The organism is Streptomyces sp. NBC_00236, assembly GCF_036195045.1.
In the GTDB taxonomy this organism is placed as follows: Bacteria; Actinomycetota; Actinomycetes; order Streptomycetales; family Streptomycetaceae; genus Streptomyces.
Map to the genome: position 1 here is coordinate 5,930,641 of NZ_CP108100.1, position 18,294 is coordinate 5,948,934.

At 70.3% G+C, this 18,294-nt stretch carries 13 protein-coding genes; 6 read left to right on the forward strand and 7 right to left on the reverse strand.

Translation table 11 applies throughout. The features are described 5' to 3' along the window. Window positions 1-28: 28 nt before the first annotated feature. The 3 genes from OG446_RS26890 to OG446_RS26900 form a co-directional block, all read right to left on the reverse strand. Window positions 29-2,062 carry a M4 family metallopeptidase gene (locus OG446_RS26890; RefSeq protein WP_328896434.1) on the reverse strand — a complete coding sequence of 678 codons (2,034 nt, stop codon included), beginning with the start codon at window positions 2,060-2,062 and terminating at the stop codon, window positions 29-31. A 417-nt stretch (window positions 2,063-2,479) separates the two neighbouring features. After that, on the reverse strand, window positions 2,480-4,366 hold the full coding sequence (locus tag OG446_RS26895; protein WP_328896435.1) for an ABC transporter ATP-binding protein: 1,887 nt from the start codon (window positions 4,364-4,366) through the stop codon (window positions 2,480-2,482). Further along, a complete protein-coding gene (locus OG446_RS26900; RefSeq protein ID WP_328896436.1) occupies window positions 4,363-6,234 on the reverse strand; it encodes an ABC transporter ATP-binding protein in 1,872 nt (623 codons plus the stop codon). Before OG446_RS26900 ends, OG446_RS26895 begins: the two co-directional genes overlap by 4 nt. Window positions 6,235-6,410: 176 nt before the next feature. On the opposite strand from OG446_RS26900, the gene OG446_RS26905 reads away from it, so the two are divergent. Genes OG446_RS26905 through OG446_RS26920 form a run of 4 tightly spaced genes read left to right on the forward strand, consistent with a single transcriptional unit; the run spans window position 6,411 to window position 10,090 of the window. Further along, a complete protein-coding gene (locus OG446_RS26905; RefSeq protein ID WP_328896437.1) occupies window positions 6,411-7,349 on the forward strand; it encodes an ABC transporter ATP-binding protein in 939 nt (312 codons plus the stop codon). A gap of 1 nt (window position 7,350) precedes the next feature. Continuing rightward, window positions 7,351-8,133 carry an ABC transporter permease gene (locus tag OG446_RS26910; protein WP_328896438.1) on the forward strand — a complete coding sequence of 261 codons (783 nt, stop codon included), beginning with the start codon at window positions 7,351-7,353 and terminating at the stop codon, window positions 8,131-8,133. Window positions 8,134-8,156: 23 nt separating this feature from the next. After that, window positions 8,157-9,473 carry a sensor histidine kinase gene (locus OG446_RS26915; RefSeq protein WP_328896439.1) on the forward strand — a complete coding sequence of 439 codons (1,317 nt, stop codon included), beginning with the start codon at window positions 8,157-8,159 and terminating at the stop codon, window positions 9,471-9,473. After that, window positions 9,440-10,090, forward strand: a complete 651-nt coding sequence (locus OG446_RS26920) for a response regulator transcription factor (RefSeq protein ID WP_328896440.1) — start codon at window positions 9,440-9,442, stop codon at window positions 10,088-10,090. Before OG446_RS26915 ends, OG446_RS26920 begins: the two co-directional genes overlap by 34 nt. Window positions 10,091-10,102: 12 nt before the next feature. On the opposite strand, the gene glgX is transcribed toward OG446_RS26920, so the two are convergent. Then, window positions 10,103-12,370 carry a glycogen debranching protein GlgX gene (gene glgX / locus OG446_RS26925; RefSeq protein WP_443050232.1) on the reverse strand — a complete coding sequence of 756 codons (2,268 nt, stop codon included), beginning with the start codon at window positions 12,368-12,370 and terminating at the stop codon, window positions 10,103-10,105. A gap of 154 nt (window positions 12,371-12,524) precedes the next feature. Between glgX and OG446_RS26930 the strand changes: the two genes are divergently transcribed. Both OG446_RS26930 and OG446_RS26935 read left to right on the forward strand, forming a co-directional pair. Then, window positions 12,525-13,757 (forward strand): L,D-transpeptidase, encoded by a 1,233-nt coding sequence (locus OG446_RS26930; protein WP_328896442.1) that lies wholly within the window; start codon window positions 12,525-12,527, stop codon window positions 13,755-13,757. Between the two features lie 271 nt (window positions 13,758-14,028). Beyond that, window positions 14,029-15,282 carry a L,D-transpeptidase gene (locus OG446_RS26935; RefSeq protein WP_328896443.1) on the forward strand — a complete coding sequence of 418 codons (1,254 nt, stop codon included), beginning with the start codon at window positions 14,029-14,031 and terminating at the stop codon, window positions 15,280-15,282. Window positions 15,283-15,418: 136 nt separating this feature from the next. Here OG446_RS26935 and OG446_RS26940 read toward each other — a convergent pair whose 3' ends face one another. From OG446_RS26940 to OG446_RS26950, 3 genes are all read right to left on the reverse strand, one after another. Beyond that, window positions 15,419-16,018 carry a helix-turn-helix transcriptional regulator gene (locus tag OG446_RS26940; RefSeq protein ID WP_328896444.1) on the reverse strand — a complete coding sequence of 200 codons (600 nt, stop codon included), beginning with the start codon at window positions 16,016-16,018 and terminating at the stop codon, window positions 15,419-15,421. Window positions 16,019-16,783: 765 nt separating this feature from the next. Beyond that, on the reverse strand, window positions 16,784-17,449 hold the full coding sequence (locus tag OG446_RS26945; protein ID WP_328896445.1) for a 4'-phosphopantetheinyl transferase family protein: 666 nt from the start codon (window positions 17,447-17,449) through the stop codon (window positions 16,784-16,786). Next, window positions 17,446-18,294 (reverse strand): metallophosphoesterase family protein, encoded by an 849-nt coding sequence (locus OG446_RS26950; RefSeq protein WP_328896446.1) that lies wholly within the window; start codon window positions 18,292-18,294, stop codon window positions 17,446-17,448. Before OG446_RS26950 ends, OG446_RS26945 begins: the two co-directional genes overlap by 4 nt.

The following is an 18,294-nucleotide window of genomic DNA, read 5'->3' on the forward strand; positions in this document are numbered from 1 at the left end:
CAGACGCGGGTCATGCGGCGGTTCCGGTTCAGAAGGTCAGCTTGAAGCTGTTGATCTTGCCGGTGTCGCCCGAGTAGACGTCCTGGACCTTCAGCTTCCAGGTGCCGTTCGCCGCCTCCGAGGAGGCGTTGACGGTGTACGTGGTCTGGACGTTGTCCGCCGAGTCGCTCGACGAGGAGTTCTTCAGGCGGTAGGCGGTGCCGTCCGGGGCGACCAGGTCGATGACCAGGTCACCGCGGTAGGTGTGGGTGATGTCCACGCCGACCTTGAGGGTGCTGGGGGCGTTGCCGGTGCGGCCGGTGACGTTGACCGAGCTGGTGACGGCCGAACCGCGGTCCGGGATGGAGACGGCGGTGGTGTTCTCGAAGACCGTGCCGCCCGGGTCGGTGCCGCCGCCGGGACGGGTACCGACGTTGATGCCGGCCCAGGCGTTGGCGACTGCGGTGTACTCGGCGCTGGTCGTGCCGTAGAGCTCACCGGCCGCGGCGAGCGTGCCCGTGCGGGCGGCCGCGTAGTTGGTCGTGGAGGTGAACTTGGTGGTGAGCGCCTTGAACCAGATCAGCGCGGCCTTGTCGCGGCCGATGCCGGTCACCGGCAGACCGTCGGAGGTCGGGGAGTCGTAGGAGACGCCGTTGATGGTCTTGGCGCCGCTTCCCTCCGAGAGGAGGTAGAAGAAGTGGTTGGCCGGGCCCGACGAGTAGTGCACGTCGACGTTCCCGATGCCCGAGTACCAGGCGTCCTTGGACGCGCCGTCCTTGCTCGGCTTGTCCTGGTAGCGCAGCGGGGTGCCGTCGCCGTTGATGTCGATCTTCTCACCGATGAGGTAGTCGCCCTTGTCGGTGGTGTTGTTCGCGTAGAACTCGACGGCGGTGGCGAAGATGTCGCTGGTCGCCTCGTTGAGGCCGCCGGACTCACCGCTGTAGTTCAGGTCCGCGGTGTTGGAGGTGACGCCGTGCGTCATCTCGTGCGCGGCCACGTCCAGCGCGGTCAGCGGGGAGGCGTTGCCGCTGCCGTCGCCGTACGTCATGCAGAAGCAGCTGTCGTCCCAGAAGGCGTTGACGTAGTTGTTGCCGTAGTGGACGCGGGAGTACGCGCCGACGCCGTCGCCCTTGATGCCGTTGCGGCCGTGGACGTTCTTGTAGTAGTCCCACGTCTCGGCCGCGCCGTAGTGCGCGTCCGCCGCCGCGGTCTCCGCGTTCGAGGCGAGGCCGTTGCCCCAGACGTCGTCGGAGCCGGAGAAGAGGGTGCCGGTGCCGGACGTACCGTGGTTCAGGTTGTACGTCTTGTGGTTGCCGCGGGTGGTGTCGGTCAGCGTGTACGACGGGGCGGTGCCGAGTGTGACCTGCCCGCTGTACTCCGTGTTGCCGACGCCGTTCTCGATGGCCTGCCACTCGTAGAGCTTCGCTCCGGAGGTGGCATCGGTGATGACGTGGAGGGCGTTCGGGGTGCCGTCCTCCTGCAGTCCGCCGACGACGGTCTCGTAGGCGAGCTGCGGTGTGCCCGACGCCATCCAGATGACCTTGCGGGGCGCCTTGTCGGCCGCGGTCTTCGACGAACCGTCCGCCTTGGCCAGGCCGACGGCCTGCTTCTCGGCGGTGGCCGGGGCCACGTCCGCGGTCAGGTCGACGGCCTTGAGCTGCGCCGAGGTGGTCCTGGACGCCTTGGTGACGCTCTTCGTCGCGCCGGACTTCGACTCCTGGACGACGAGGTCGCCGCCGAGGACGGGGAGTCCGCCGAAGGTGCGCTCGTACCGGGTGTGCGTGGTGCCGTCGTTGTCCTGGATGACGTCCTTGACGACGAGCTTCTCCTGCGAGCCGAGCCCGAGCTTCTTGGCCGCGGCCGAGGTGCCGGCGCTCGCTTCACGGATCAGCTCCGCCCGCTGCGAGGGCGAGAGCTGCTTGGCCAGTGCGCCGGGATTGGGCTGTGAGGCCGAGGGGGCGGCCTGTGCTCCGCCGCCCGGTGTGGCGGTGGCGGTGCCGGTCTGGACTCCTACGGCGAGGAGGGCTGCTGCGGCTATCAGAGCGCCGGTCGCGGTGGTACGACGGCTGAGCGTGGATCTCACGCGGACTCCTTCTGCGAGGGGGGTACCGGCGGCTGGGTGAGCCGTCCGGGCAGAGCAGGCAGTGCGCAGAACGGGGTGAAGAGTGTCAGCAGATGGCGTTGTCTGTCAGGACCGCGTCAACAAGTTGGCCGGAATTCGTCCGTTGCCGGAATGGTCATGTTCGTTAAGCGGACGTTTCGCCGATCATCGCCGCGATGTCATCCAGGGGCCCGGAAGCCCGAATGCGCAGAGGGAGTTGAGGTTGCGCCCGAACATGACGTGTTCGAAAGAAACATGGACAAGTGAGAAGGTCCCACCTGGCGAGACGGCTGCGCACTGTGGCGCGTTCCGCGCCCCGTGCCGCCCTCGGGCCAGGCTCTCCCGCCAAGCCCCGTGCCGCCCTCGGGCCAGGCTCTCCCGCCAAGCCCAGCGCCGCCCTCAGGCCAGGCTCTCCCGCCACGCCCGGTGCAGACCGGCGAACCGGCCGGTGCCGCCGATCAGTTCGGCCGGGGCGCCGTCCTCCACGATGCGGCCGTGCTCCATCACCAGGACCCGGTCCGCGATCTCCACGGTCGAGAGCCGGTGGGCGATGACCACCGCGGTGCGGCCGTGCAGCACGGTGTCCATCGCCCGCTGCACCGCCCGCTCACCCGGGATGTCCAGGGAACTCGTCGCCTCGTCGAGGATCAGGACCGCCGGATTGGCGAGCAGGGCGCGGGCGAAGGCGACCAACTGGCGCTGACCTGCCGAGATCCGGCCGCCCCGCTTGCGTACGTCCGTGTCGTACCCGTCGGGCAGACCGGCGATGAAGTCATGGGCGCCGATCGCCTTGGCGGCCTGCTCGATCTCCGCACGGGTCGCGTCCGGGCTGCCGATCGCGATGTTCTCGGCGACCGTGCCGGAGAACAGGAAGGCCTCCTGGGTCACCATGACCACCCCGCGCCGCAGCTCGGGGGTGGCGAGGTCCCGCAGATCGGTACCGTCCAGCAGGACCCGTCCCTCGGTCGGGTCGTAGAAGCGGGCCAGCAGCTTGGCCAGCGTCGACTTGCCCGCGCCCGTCGAGCCGACCACGGCGACCGTCTGGCCCGCCGGAACGGTCAGATCGAAGCGCGGCAGCACCTCACCACCCGTGCGGTAGGCGAACCGCACCCCGTCGAAGACCACCTCGCGGCCCGGGTGTTCGTCCACCGAAGCCGGCAGCTCCCGAGGCTCCAGGGCCTCGGGGACGGTGGGCGTCTGGGCCAGCAGCCCCGCGATCTTCTCCAGCGAAGCCGCCGCCGACTGGTAGGAGTTGAGGAACATGCTGAGCCGGTCGATCGGGTCGTAGAGCCGTCGCAGATACAGGACCATGGCGGCCAGCACGCCGAGGGCGAGGCTTCCGGAGGCCACGCGATAGGCACCCCACAGTACGATTCCGGCCACAGCGGTGTTGGCCACCAGCCGGGAGCCGACGACATAGCGCGCGTTCTCCAGCATCGCGTCGCCGTTCGTGCGCCGGTGTTCGTGGTTCAGCCTCCGGAAGACCTCGTCGTTCACGGGCTCGCGGCGGAACGCCTGGACGGGCCGGATCCCGTTCATCGTCTCCGCGAACTTCACGATCACCGCCGCGATCGCCGTCGACCGCGCCGCGAAGATCACCGCGGCCCGGCGCTGATAGAGCCGCACCAGCAGATACAGCGGCACGAAGGACAGCACGGCGACGGCGCCCGTGCCGAAGTCGAGCCAGAGCAGCATGAGGGAGATGGAGACGAAGGAGAGGATGACACCGATCAGTTCCTGGAGACCCTCGCTGAGCAGCTCCCGCAACGACTCCACATCGGTGGTGGAACGGGAGATCAGCCGCCCCGAGGTGTACCGCTCGTGGAAGTCCACGCTCAGCGCCTGCGCATGGCGGAAGATCCGGCCCCGCAGATCGAGCAGCACGTCCTGGTTGACCCGGGCGGAGGCCTTGATGAAGGCGTACTGCATCGCGCCCGCACCGGCCGAGCAGAGCGCGTAGCCGAGGGCCACCGCGATCAGCGGCCCGTAGTCCTCGTCCCGGAACGCGGGCACCCCGCTGTCGATGGCGTACGCCACCAGCAACGGCCCCGCCTGCACTGCGGCCTGCTGGATGAGCAGGAACAGCGCGGCGACCACGACCCGGCCCCGCAGCGGCCGCAGCAGCGACACGAGCAGTGCGCGGGTGGCGCCGCGCGGGGTGGGCAGGTCGTCGCGGTCGAAGGGGTCCCCGGCGCGTTCGGCGGGTGCGACGGCCACGGATTCCGGGGCCCCGCTCTCCTCGCCGTCGCCCGGCTCCGTGGGACGTCCGGTCGTGGTGCTCGTCATTGCGTGCTGCTCTTCTCGGCAGGGGCGTGGGTGCCCGGAAGGTCATCGGCCATCGGTCCCGAAGGGGACACGGCAGCGGGTTCCCCGCCGCCCGTGACGCCCGCGCCGGACATCAGCCAGGCGTACTCGGCGTTGCTGCGCAGCAGTTCCTGATGGGTGCCGACCGCGCTGATCCGGCCCTCCGTCAGGAGCGCCACCCGGTCGGCGAGCATCACGGTGGACGGCCGGTGCGCGACCACGATCGCCGTGGTCTCCTCCAGCACGCGCCGCAGCGCCGCCTCGACCAGCGTCTCCGTGTGCACGTCCAGCGCGGAGAGCGGATCGTCCAGCACCAGGAACCGCGGCCGGCCGACGACGGCCCTCGCCAGCGCGAGACGCTGGCGCTGGCCGCCCGAGAGGCTGAGGCCCTGCTCGCCGACCTGCGTGTCGATGCCGTGCGGCAGATCGTGGACGAAGTCGGCCTGCGCGACCGACAGGGCCCGCCGCAACTCCTCCTCGCCCCCGCCGACGGCGCCCATCAGCACGTTCTCCCCGACGCTCGCGGAGAAGAGCGTCGGCTCCTCGAACGCCACCGACACCAGCTCGCGCAGCCGCTCACGCGGCATGGCGGTGATGTCCTCGCCGTCCAGCGTGATCCGCCCCGACGTGGCGTCGTGCAGCCGGGGAACGAGCGCGGTGAGCGTGGTCTTGCCGGATCCGGTGGCCCCGACCAGGGCCATCGTCTCGCCCGGCCGGATCCGCAGATCGATCCGCTTCAGGACGGGGGCGGAATCCTCCTCCGCGTCCGGGTAGCGGAACCCGACCCCCTCGAAGACCATGCCGCCGGCCTCGGGGCGGTCATCGCGAGCAGCGTTCCCGGACACCGAGGTGTCCTCCTCTTCGGCCACGTCCATGACCTCGAAGAACCGCTCCGTGGCCGTCGCCGACTCCTGGCTCATCGCGAGCAGGAAGCCGATCGACTCCACCGGCCACCGCAGCGCCAGCGCCGTGGAGAGGAAGGCGACCAGGGTGCCCGCCGACAGGCCCCCGTCCGCGACCTGGATCGTGCCGAGCACCAGCGCGGCCCCGATCGCGAGTTCGGGGATCGTCGTGATGAGCGCCCAGATACCCGCGAGCAGCCGCGCCTTGCCGAGTTCCGTGGTGCGCAGCCGCTGGGAGAGCGCCCGGAAGGCGAGCGCCTGGCTTCGGTGCCGCCCGAAGCCCTTGATGATGCGGATGCCGAGCACGCTCTCCTCGACCACGGTGGTCAGATCGCCCACCTGGTCCTGGGCCCTGCGCGCCACCACCGAGTACGTGGTCTCGAAGACGGAGCAGATGATCACCAGCGGCACGACCGGGGCGAGCAGCACCAGTCCGAGCGTCCACTCCTGGAACAGCAGGATCACGAAACCGATCAGGATCGTGGTGGTGTTGACCAGCAGAAAGGTCAGCGGAAAGACCAGGAACATCCGCAGCAGCATCAGGTCCGTGGTGCCGCGTGACAGCAGCTGACCCGAGGACCACCGGTCGTGGAACGCCACCGGCAGCCGCTGCAGATGCCGGTAGAGGTCGGCCCGCATCGACGCCTCGACACCGGCCAGCGGACGCGCCACCATCCACCGCCGTACCCCGAACAGGACCGCCTCGGTGATCCCCAGCACCAGCAGGAACAGCGCACCGAGCCAGACACCGCCCGGGTCCCGGTCGGCGACCGGGCCGTCGACGATCCACTTCAGTACGAGCGGGATCACCAGGCCGAGACACGAGGCGACGATCGCGATCAGGGCGGCACCGAACAGACGGGTCCGTACCGGCTTCACGTACGGCCACAGCCGCAGCAGGGACTGCGCGGCGGACCGGTCCTTGGGCTCTGCATGTTCTTTGGGCATCAGGGGCGAGCCTACGTTTCACCACTGACGTCGCTCATGTGGTTTTCCTTGCTCGGCCGAGGTTCGACGGACCATGACGGAGGAGGGTCGTAGCGCGGCATCAGCCGATCGGCGGATGCCGTTTCGAGCGCGATGGCGGATGCCGCCGATGACCCGCGCCCGCGAAGCTCATGGGCATGGCAATCATCGAAGTGAACGGGGTGCGCAAGACCTACGCCGGCCGCCCCGTGGTCGACGGAGTGAGCTTCTCCGTGGACGAGGGGGAGATCTTCGGGATCCTCGGCCCCAACGGCGCGGGCAAGACCACCACCGTCGAATGCGTCGAGGGGCTACGGGTTCCCGACGCCGGTACGGTCCGGGTCGCCGGTCTCGACCCCGTCGCCGACCACGACGCCGTGACCCTCCTGCTGGGCGCGCAGCTCCAGGAGAGCGAACTCCAGCCGAAGATCACGGTGGGCGAGGCGCTGGAGCTGTACAGCGCGTTCTACCCGCACCCCGCCGACTGGCGCCCGCTCGCCGAACGGCTCGGGCTGCACACCACGCTCACCACCCGGTTCGGCAAGCTCTCCGGCGGGCAGAAACAGCGCCTGTCCATCGCACTGGCACTCGTCGGCAACCCCCGGGTGGTGGTCCTCGACGAGCTGACCACCGGACTGGACCCGCGTGCACGGCGTGACACCTGGCAGCTGATCGAAGAGGTACGGGACAGCGGGGTCACGGTGGTGCTGGTCACCCACTTCATGGAGGAGGCCCAGCGCCTCTGCGACCGCATCGCCGTGATCGACCGGGGCAGGCTCGCCGCCCTCGACACCCCGTCCGGACTGATCTCCAGGGCCGGCAGCTCCACCGCCATCTCCTTCACGCCCTCCGAGCCGCTCCCCGACGCCGAACTGTCCGGACTGCCCGGTGCGACCTCGTACGAGAACAGGAACGGACGGATCTCCCTCAACGGCACCGACGAGACCGTCAACGCCGTCATCTCGCTGCTGGCCCGGCTCCGGATCACCGCGCACCGCCTCCGGGTCGCCGAAGCCACGCTCGACGACGCGTTCCTCGACCTGACCGAGCACCCGAGCCCCGCGGACGAGCGCGGACTGACAGAACAGGCAGCCTGAGATGGCCACGGCGAACACCGTCCCCGCGCCCCGCACCGCCCCCTCGCGCGCCTCGCTCGCGGTCCTGAGGTCCGAGGCCCGGCTCTTCCTCCGCGAACCGGGAAGTCTGTTCTGGATCCTCGCCTTCCCGGCCGTACTCCTGACGATCCTCGGTCTGATCCCGTCCTTCCGGGAGCACGACGACGCGCTCGGCGGGCGCCGCGTCATCGACCTGTACGTCCCCGTGGCCGTACTGCTCGCCATGATCATGGCCGGTCTGCAGGCGATGCCGCCCGTGCTCACCGGCTACCGCGAACGCGGGATCCTGCGGCGCATGTCCACCACCCCCGTGCGGCCCTCCGCGGTGCTCGGCGCGCAGATCGTCCTGCACGGCGCCGCCGCGCTCGGCTCCACCCTGCTCGTGACGGCAGTCGGCCGGATCGCCTTCGGAGTTCGGCTGCCCGGACAGCCGTTCGGCTATCTGCTCGGGCTGTTGATGGCCGTCGCCTGCGTGCTGGCGCTGGGCGCGCTGGTCTGCGCCGTCTCGCGCACCACCAAGATGGCGGCCGCCGTCGGCTCGGTCGTCTTCTTCGTGATGATGTTCACCGCAGGTGTCTGGGTGCCGGTGCAGTCCATGCCCGGCACGCTCCGCCGGATCGTCGAGGCCACCCCGTTCGGCGCGGCGTCCCAGGTGCTGGACCGCGCGGCCGCCGGTGCCTGGCCGAGCTGGGTGTTCCTGGGGGTGCTGGCGCTGTGGACCGTCCTGGCAGCGGCGGCCGCGATCCGTACGTTCCGATGGGAGTAGCCGGCGCAGGGCAGACTTCACCCATGAATCCGAGGCAGGCCACGGCCGAACAGTGGTGGGAGCGGTTCTTCCGGCAGGGACCGTACGCGCTGCTCGCTCTGGCCACCGTGGTCTCGGCCGTCACCAGCGGGCTCCTCATGTCCCGCACGGACGTGTACGCCGCCGCGCTGCTGCTCCCGGCCGCGCTCGCCCTGCAGTTCCTGTGGAGCCGGGGCCCGGCCGAGCAGGGATCACGCGCGGCCCGGGCCTACTTCGTCGTCCGCACCCTGCTGGCCCTCGGGCTGACCTGGTGCAACCCGTTCTTCTCGATCTACGCCGTGCTCGGCTACTTCGACGCCGGCCGGCTGCTGCCGCCACGGGGCATGCGGGCCGGGCTGCTGGCCATCGCCGTCATCATGGCGGGGTCGCAGTCCGGCAGCGGGCTGCCGCCCGTCACCCTCATGAACTGGGTCGTCTTCGCCATCGTGCTGGCCGTGCACGTGAGCCTCACCATGGTCTTCGCCCAGATCGGCAACCGGGAGGCCGAGCAGGCGCGTACCCGGACCGACACCATCACCGCCCTGGAGTCGGCCAACGCCCGGCTCGAACAGGCCCTGGCGGAGAACGCCGGGCTGCACGCCCAACTCCTCGTCCAGGCGCGTGAGGCAGGGGTGGCCGACGAGCGGAGCCGGCTGGCCGCCGAGATCCACGACACCATCGCCCAAGGACTCACCGGCATCATCGCCCAGCTCCAGGCCGTGACCTCCACGGCCGGGACCGACCCCGCGCTCGCCGGTGAGCACCTCGCCCGGGCCGCCGCACTGGCCCGGCACAGCCTCGGCGAGGCGCGCCGCTCCGTGCACAACCTCCTCCCGTCCGCGCTGGAGCACGACGACCTGCCCGGCGCCCTGAAGAAGACCGTGACCACCTGGTCGGAACGGACCGGGGTCCGGGCCGAGTTCACCGTCACCGGCACCGCCGAGCCGCTGCACGACGAGGTGGGCGCCACCCTGCTGCGCATCGCGGAGGAGGCCCTGGCCAACGCGGCCCGGCACGCCGGGGCGTCCCGGGCCGGCGTCACCCTGTCCTACATGGGCGACGAGATATCGCTGGACGTGCGGGACGACGGCCGCGGCTTCGACCCGGCCGCGCTGCCGCCGTACCGGGGCGCCGGCGGATTCGGGCTGGGCGGCATGCGGGCGCGCGCCGAACGCATCGCGGGCACGGTCGAGGTGGAGACCGGCCCCGGCCTCGGCACCGCGGTCTGTGCCCGGGTCCCCATGGTCCGTCAGTCCCAGGATCCATCGGCACAGTACGGTGGGCCCCCATGGACCGGGAACCCGCACGCGTCATCACGTTGATCGTCGTCGACGACCACCCCGTCGTACGGGACGGACTGCGCGGCATGTTCGCGTCGGCGGCGGAGTTCCGGGTGCTGGGCGAGGCGGCCGACGGTGTCGAGGGCGTCGACATGGCCGTCCGGCTCGACCCCGACGTCGTGCTCATGGACCTGCGGATGCCGGGCGGCGGCGGAGTCGCGGCGATCACCGAACTGACCCGGCGCGGCGCCCGTTCCAAGGTCCTGGTCCTCACCACGTACGACACCGACTCCGACACCCTGCCCGCGATCGAGGCGGGCGCCACCGGCTATCTGCTCAAGGACGCGCCCCGCGACGAGCTCTTCACCGCCGTCCGCGCCGCCGCCGACGGCCGCACCGTCCTCTCGCCCGCCGTCGCCTCCCGGCTGATCTCACGGGTGCGCACCCCGGCCGCGCCCGGCCACGAGGCGCTGTCCGCGCGCGAGCGCGAGGTGATCGGACTCGTCGCCAGGGGGACGTCCAACCGCGAGATCGCCGCCGAACTGTTCATCAGCGAGGCGACCGTGAAGACCCATCTCACCCATGTCTTCGCCAAACTGGGTGCCAAGGACCGGGCGGCCGCGGTCGCGGTGGCCTACGAACGCGGCATCCTCGGCTGAAGAGGCCTTCCCTCACGACCGCACCCGCAGCAGCAGTACCGACCGCGCCGGCACCCGGAAGACCTCGCCGCCCTCGTGGACCGTGCCCGGTGCGGCGGACTGGTCCTCCCGCGAGGTGTCCAGGACCAGTTCGTACGCGTCGGCCCACGGCGGTCCCGGCAGCACGAAGTCCGCGGGGCGGTCCCCGGCGTGCAGGACCGCGAGGAAGCTGTCGTCGGTCACCTGCTCGCCCCGGGCGTCACGGCCCGGGATGTCGCGGCCGGAGAGGTACAGCCCGACCGTGGCGGCGGGGGCGTACCAGTCCTCCTCCGTCATCTCCGCGCCCTGCCGGGTGAACCACGCCAGGTCCCGCAGCCCGTCGGGTGCCTGGGCCCGGCCGGAGAAGAACGCCCGGCGCCGCAGCACCGGATGGGTGTGGCGCAGCTCCAGGACCCGGGCCGTCAGCTCGGTCAGCTCGCGCCACTGCGGCTGCTCCAGCAGCGACCAGTCCACCCAGCCGATCTCGTTGTCCTGGCAGTAGGCGTTGTTGTTGCCGCCCTGGGTGCGGCCCATCTCGTCGCCCGCGACCAGCATCGGCACCCCGGTCGACAGCAGCAGTGTGGTGAGGAGGTTGCGCAGTTGGCGGCGGCGCAGCGCGTTGACGCCCGCGTCGTCGCTCTCGCCCTCGGCGCCGCAGTTCCAGGACCGGTTGTCCGAGGTGCCGTCCCGGTTGCCCTCGCCGTTGGCCTCGTTGTGCTTGTGCTCGTAGCTCACCAGGTCGCGCAGGGTGAACCCGTCGTGCGCGGTGACGAAGTTGACGGAGGCGTACGGCCGCCGGCCGCCCCAGGCGTAGAGGTCGCTCGACCCGGTCAGCCGGTAGCCGAGATCGCGTACGTCGGGGAGGGCGCCGCGCCAGAAGTCCCGTACGGCGTCCCGGTACCGGTCGTTCCACTCGGTCCACAGCGGGGGGAAGGCCCCCACCTGGTACCCGCCGTTGCCGACGTCCCACGGTTCGGCGATCAGCTTCACCCGGCGCAGCACCGGGTCCTGGGCGATCACCGCGAGGAAGGGGGACAGCATGTCGACGTCGTGCATCGACCGGGCCAGCGCCGCGGCCAGGTCGAAGCGGAATCCGTCGACGCCCATCTCGGTGACCCAGTACCGCAGCGAGTCGGTGATCAGCCGCAGCACGTTCGGCTGCACCACGTGCAGGGTGTTGCCGCAGCCCGTGTAGTCGGCGTATCTGCGGGCGTCGGCCTGGAGCCGGTAGTAGCCGCGGTTGTCGATGCCGCGCAGCGACAGCATCGGGCCCAGCTCGCCCGCCTCGGCCGTGTGGTTGTAGACGACGTCGAGGATCACCTCGATCCCCGCGTCGTGCAGGGCTCGCACCATCCGTTTGAACTCGCCGACCTGCTCGCCCGCCGTGCCGCTCGCGGAGTACGCGGCGTGCGGGGCGAAGTAGCCGATCGAGTTGTAGCCCCAGTAGTTGCGCAGCCCGCGCCGCAGCAGATGGTCCTCGTGGGCGAACTGGTGCACCGGCAGCAGCTCCACGGCCGTCACCCCGAGGCGCTGCAGATGGCCGATGGCCGCCGGGTGCGCGAGACCCGCGTAGGTGCCGCGCAGCTCTTCGGGGATGCCGGGGTGGCGGGCGGTGAAGCCGCGGACGTGCAGTTCGTAGATGACGGAGTCGGCCCAGGGCGTCTTGGGGCGGCGGTCCTCGGCCCAGTCGTCGTCGTCATGGACGACCACTCCCTTGGGGACGTACGGAGCGGAGTCCCGTTCGTCGCGCACGGTGTCGGCGACATGCTGCTGGGGCCAGTCCCTCACATGGCCGTACACCTCGGCCGGAAGGGTGAAATCGCCGTCGACGGCCCGTGCGTAGGGATCGAGGAGCAGCTTCGCCGCGTTCCACCGGGCGCCCGTCCACGGGTCCCAGCGGCCGTGCACCCGGTAGCCGTAGCGCCGGCCGGGGCGTACACCGGGCACGAAGCCGTGCCAGATCTCGTGGGTCAGCTCGGTCAGGGCGAGGCGGGTCTCGGTGCCGTCCTCGTCGAAGAGGCAGAGCTCGACGGCCTCCGCCCCGCCGGCCCAGAGGGCGAAGTTGGTGCCCGCCACCCCGTCGGGGCCCACTCTGAAGCGGGCTCCCAGGGGGGTCGGCGCCCCCGGCCACACCGCGGGTGTCCGCAGTGCGGGGCCGGTGGCCCGGCCGGATCCGGTGGCGGGCGTACGCTCCACCGCCGCCGTCCCGGACGGCCCCGTAACCGTCCTCGGCACTGCCTCTTGCTCGGCTGCGCTCGACACCTGCTCGCCTCCCGCGGCTCATGGGACCGGCACCGGAAACGGGGGTGTGCGGCGTCCCGGCCGCGGCTCCCCGAGTGTGGTCGTCCCCTCTGTTCTGCCCACGAGGGGGCCCGCACTCACGTTTCCCCCGGGCCGCCCCCGTCGTTGGGGGGACGTGAATCACGTAGCGAAGAAGGCAGGGGCGAGCCCGGCGACCGTGAAGGCCCGGTCGGGACTGCTCGCCGTACTGGTCGTACTGGCTGTCCTGACGGGCTGCTCGGGTACGGATTCGATCATCGGCGGGAAGTCCCGCTCGCCGCAGGAAGCCATCCGGATCACCCCGCAGGACGGGGCCGAGGACGTCGCACCCGACACCCGGGTCGAGGTGAAGGTGCCCGACGGGCGGCTGGAGAGCGTCGAGGTGACCCGGATCGAGGACGCGCAGCAGCAGGAGGTGCGGGGCCTGATCGCCGAGGACGGGCTCTCCTGGTCCCCGCAGGGCGTCTCCGCCCGGCTCGGGCTCGCCGCCAAGTACAGCGTCGACGTGGTGGCCGTGGACGGTGCGGGGCACCGCGCGGCCCGCCACACCACGTTCACCACACAGGTCCCCGAGCACCGCTTCATCGGGTACTTCAAACCGGAGAACCGGTCGACGGTCGGCACCGGCATGATCGTCTCCTTCGCGTTCAACCGTCCCGTCACCCGTCGCGCGGCCGTGCAGCGGGCCATCCGGGTGACGGCCGATCCGGCGGTCGAGATCGCGGGGCACTGGTTCGGCGACAAGCGTCTGGACTTCCGCCCGGCCGACTACTGGCAGCCGGGCACCGAGGTCACCGTCGAGGTGGGGCTGCGCGATGTGGAGGGGGCGCCGGGGGTGTACGGCAGCCAGCGCAAGACGGTCCGGTTCACCATCGGCCGGGAGCAGGTGTCCCGGGTGGACTCGGCCGCGCACACGATGGAGGTGCGCCGGGACGGGCAGCTCGTCTCCACCGTCCCGATCACCGCGGGCTCCCCGACGACGACCACGTACAACGGGAAGATGGTGGTCAGCGAGATGCACGAGGTGACGCGGATGGACGGGCGGACCGTCGGCTTCGGCGGCGAGTACGACATCAAGGACGTCCCGCACGCCATCCGGCTCACCGAGTCCGGCACCTTCCTGCACGGCAACTACTGGTCCGACGACGACATCTTCGGCTCGACGAACGTCAGCCACGGCTGCATCGGGCTGCGTGACGTGCAGGGCGGCAGCGGCTCCACCCCGGCCGGCTGGTTCTTCGACCGGACGCTGATCGGGGACGTCGTCGAGGTCGTCAACTCCAAGGACAAGAAGGTCGCTCCGGACAACGGTCTGGGCGGCTGGAACATGGACTGGAAGCGGTGGAAGGCGGGTTCCGCACTCCGCTGACACCCGGGGGTACCCCTTCCGGTCCCTCACCGACGGCGCGGCCGCTACGGCCGCGCCGTCCGGCGTGCCGGCCCCTCGGCGGCGGTACCACGCCCGACCAGGCGAAGTCCCGGGACGAGTTGGGACTGAACGGTGACATTCCGGAGGAGATCTGCCCGCAGTCGGTGTGATTATCTTTCGCTGAGCGCGCATGTGCAGCGTGCGGGGGTGGGAGCCTGCGGGCTCCCTGGGGCCTTGGCGGGACCAGGCCGTGTGAGGGGAGACGACCACATTGAACGGGCAGCCGATATCGGGGGCATCGGCCGGGGCGGACAGCAGGCGGCGGGGGCGTGGGTCCACAGGTCTGCTGGCTCTGGTACTGGGTGCGCTGCTGTTGCTGGTGACGGCATGCGGCGGGGGAGACACCGACGGCGGGAGCAAGGGCGGCAAGGCGGTCGGGGCGGGGACCGGGGACACCACGGCCTCGCAGGCCGTGGTGAACATCGTGCCGAAGGACGGGGCCGACTCCGTCGCCACGAGCGGGGCGCTGAAGATCTCGGCCGAGCAGGGGAAGCTGGCCACGGTCAAGGTCTCCGACCCGAAGGGGGCCGAGGTCGCGGGGAAGATCGCGGCCGACGGTACGAGCTGGGAGCCGGACCGGCACCTGGCATCGGCGACGAAGTACCAGGTCCACGCGGTCGCCAAGGACGCGAAGGGCCGTGAGTCGGCGAAGGACACCACCTTCACCACGCTGGTTCCGCAGAACACCTTCATCGGGCAGTACACCCCGGAGGACGGTTCCACGGTCGGCGTCGGCATGCCGGTCTCGATCCACTTCACCCGGGGCATCACGGACCCGGAGTCGGTCGAGAAGGCCATCGAGGTGACGGCCGAACCCGCCGTCGAGATCGAGGGCCACTGGTTCGGCAACGACCGTCTGGACTTCCGTCCCGAGAACTACTGGGCCGCGGGCACCAAGGTGACCGTGAAGCTCAACCTCGACGGTGTCGAGGGACGTCCGGGGGTCTACGGCAAGCAGGCCAAGACGGTCTCGTTCACCGTCGGACGCCGGCAGGTCAGCACGGTCGACGCGGAGTCGCACCGGATGAAGGTCGTCCGCGACGGCAAGCAGATCAAGGACATCCCGATCTCGGCGGGTGCCCCGGCCACCACCACGTACAACGGCCAGATGGTCATCAGCGAGAAGCTCCGGGTGACCCGGATGAACGGTGACACCGTCGGCTTCGGCGGCGAGTACGACATCAAGGACGTGCCGCACGCGATGCGCCTGTCCACGTCGGGCACGTTCATCCACGGCAACTACTGGGGCGGATCGGGCATCTTCGGCACGACCAACACCAGCCACGGCTGTGTCGGTCTGCAGGACGCGCGCGGTGCCGGTGACCCGAGCACTCCGGCTGCCTGGTTCTTCGACAACTCCCTCATCGGGGACGTCGTGGTCGTCAAGAACTCCCACGACAGCACGATCCAGCCGGACAACGGTCTCAACGGCTGGAACATGAACTGGTCGGAGTGGACCAAGTAGGGCCCGCCACCGGGCACGAACGCGGCGTCGGCTCCCAGGACCTCGGTGAGGTGCTGGGAGCCGACGCCGTTCTGTGCAAGGGGCGGTAAGGCGGTATTCCGGCAGATACTCGATAGGTGCGTAACCGTCCGGTTCGTTACGTGGGTGATGTTCCGGGCATCTCTGCGGAAGACGTCGGCCCATCCGTGGAGCAGGGATTGTTCGGTGAGGCGGAAAAGTTTCCCGTCGTGACCGTCGAGGACACCGGAAAAGGGTCGTCGATCAGGCCGGCCCGGGTCAGGGCAACACCGGCTTGGAAGCGGCTGATGGCGCCCTGTTCATCCATGATTTCCGCAATATGCCGGCGGCAGGTACGGACCGATATGCCGAGCCGGCGAGCCACCATTTCGTCCTTGTGGCCCATCGCCATAAGGCGCACTATCGCCTTCTTGAGGGCGTCGATCGTGTGCGGGGTGTCCTTAGCGTCGGGAATGAGCGGGCATGCGGTGTTCCACAGGTTCTCGAAAGCGGCACAGGCGAACGCCACCATCGCCGGGGCCCGTATCGCGACCGCCGCCGTCATGCCGGTCTCCCCGGAGGGGCCCGGGGAGTGGGGCAGGACGAGGGCTTCGCGGTCGAAGACGACGAGCGGATCGATCAGTTCGGCGCTGGTCCTGACCTCGGCCCCGTGCTGGGTCAGCTCCCGGACCAGGGATCGCGTGACCAGGTCACCGCGTATGGCGTGCTGGTAGATCAACCGGGCCCGCACTCCGCGGCCCAGCAGGTCCAGGGCGATGGTCCGGGCGGCCGGGAACGCCTGGCAGGGGCGGGCGCCGCTGGGCAGGACGAGGAGAAGTTCGTGCCCGCACTGGCTGCTCATCTCGGTGATCAGCGTGTGAAAGGCCGTGACGCCCGCGGGACCGCCTGCGGTGGAGGGAGGGCCCGCCGGGGCCGACCGGCTCTCCTCGCGGTCCAACGGCGGCCTGCCGCCGTGGATTCGTTGCGACGGTGCGCCGCGGTCCAGTGGTGTGCGTTCCCCGACCGAGTGGGACCCTCTGGCTGCCGGCATTCGCTGCTCCCCCTTGCGCCCGCAGGTCGTTCGGGCGTTTCAACTCTAAAATATCCGGATTTCGTGAAGAGAAATGGAGCGTAAATTCGCTCACGAGTGATCCGAGAGTAAGGCCAAGCGGTGGAGAGAGGGAATACGGAAAGTTTCGGAACGGTTGGCGGAAATTAACACGCGGGTGTTCGGCGGGAAGTGGTCCGGTAGTGCTGGGTCAGGAAATTGTCCCCCTCGTCCAGGATTTCCGTTAAGTCATTCCGATTGGGCTCGGTCGGTCATGAGCGTAACTGAGGGGGTTGCTCACCGAGTATCATTTACTCAATGAATGTGTTTCATTTACTTTCCCTTTACTTGTGTTCAGATCGTGACACCGTTTGGGCACGCCACATGAGGGGAAGGGGGCAGGGGAACAATTCCGGCGCGCGCCCACCCCGGCCGGCCGTGGACAGACGGGCCGCTTCAGCCCGGCAGGACGATCGCGGTCAGGACGAAGCCGTGTCCCACGGTCCAGCGCCCCGAGAACGTGCCGTGACGGTGCCCGGCCACATCGGGACCAGGCACCAGGAGCCGCGCCGAGAACGTGCCCGCGACGGGGTCGAAGTCGAGCTCCGCCTCCGTGAAGTCGAGCTCGCGCCGGGTCAGCGGATACCAGGTCTTGAACACCGACTCCTTGGCGCTGAACAGCAGCCGGTCCCAGTGCACGTCCGGGCGTTGCCGGGAGAGTCCGGCGAGCGCGGCCCTCTCGCGCGGCAGGGAGACGACCTCCAGGATGCCGTCGGGCAGGGGCAGATTCGGTTCCGCGTCGATGCCCAGTGACGCGGCGAACCCGGTGCGGGCGACCGCCGCCGCACGGAAACCGGTGCAGTGGGTCATGCTGCCGGTCACGCCGGCCGGCCAGTCGATCGCGCCCCGCTTCCCCGGCACCAGGGGTACCGGGGGCATGCCGAGCTTGTCCAGGGCGCGGCGGGCGCACAGCCGGACGGTGGTGAACTCGGCGCGGCGGTGCGGTACCGAACGGGCGATCACCGCCGTCTCCGCCGGGAAGAGCCCGCGGCCGTCCGCGGGCGACAGATCGCCGAACACGCTCACGGCGGCCACGTCCGGGGGCAGTACGGCGTCGATCATGCCGTGTGCTCCGGTGCGGGGACCGGCAGGATCTGACGCAGCGGCGAGCGGGGAGGCCGGGAACGCCACTCCCTCGGGTACCCGATCGACACCTCTTCGAAGCGGACGCCGTCGTGCCAGGTGACCCGTGGGATATGGAGGTGGCCGTAGACGACGGCGGCCGCCCGGAAGCGCAGGTGCCAGTCCGCGGTCAGCTCCGTGCCGCACCACTGGGCGAACTCGGGATACGTCAGGATCCGCGTGGGGTCACGCACCAGCGGATAGTGGTTGACCAGGACCGTACGGTGCCCCGGGTCGACGGCCGCGAGCCGTTCCTCGGTGAGGGCGACCCGAGCCCGGCACCAGGCGTCACGCGACGGGTACGGGTCGGGGTGGAGCAGGTACTCGTCGGTGCACACCACCCCTGCCGCGTGGGCGACGCGCAGGGACTCCTCCTTCGTGTGGGTCCCGGGAGCGCGGAAGGAGTAGTCGTACAGGACGAACAACGGGGCGACGGTGACGGGTTCCTCGCCGCCGTGCCAGACCGGGTAAGGGTCCTCCGGGGACAACACGCCCAGCTCCCGGCACAGTTCGACCAGGGACTCGTATCGTTCCGCGCCGCGCAGAGTGACCGGGTCGGCGGGATGGGTCCACAGCTCGTGGTTGCCGGGAGCCCAGACGACCTGGCGGAATCGCTCCGAGAGGAGTTTCAGCGCCCAGGCGATGTCCTCGAACTTCTCGCCGACGTCACCTGCGACGAGCAGCCAGTCGTCGTCGGACTCCGGCCGGATCGACTCGGTGATGCGCCGGTTCTCCGTATGGGTGACGTGCTGGTCGCTGAGCGCGAACAGCTTTCCGGGGGTCAC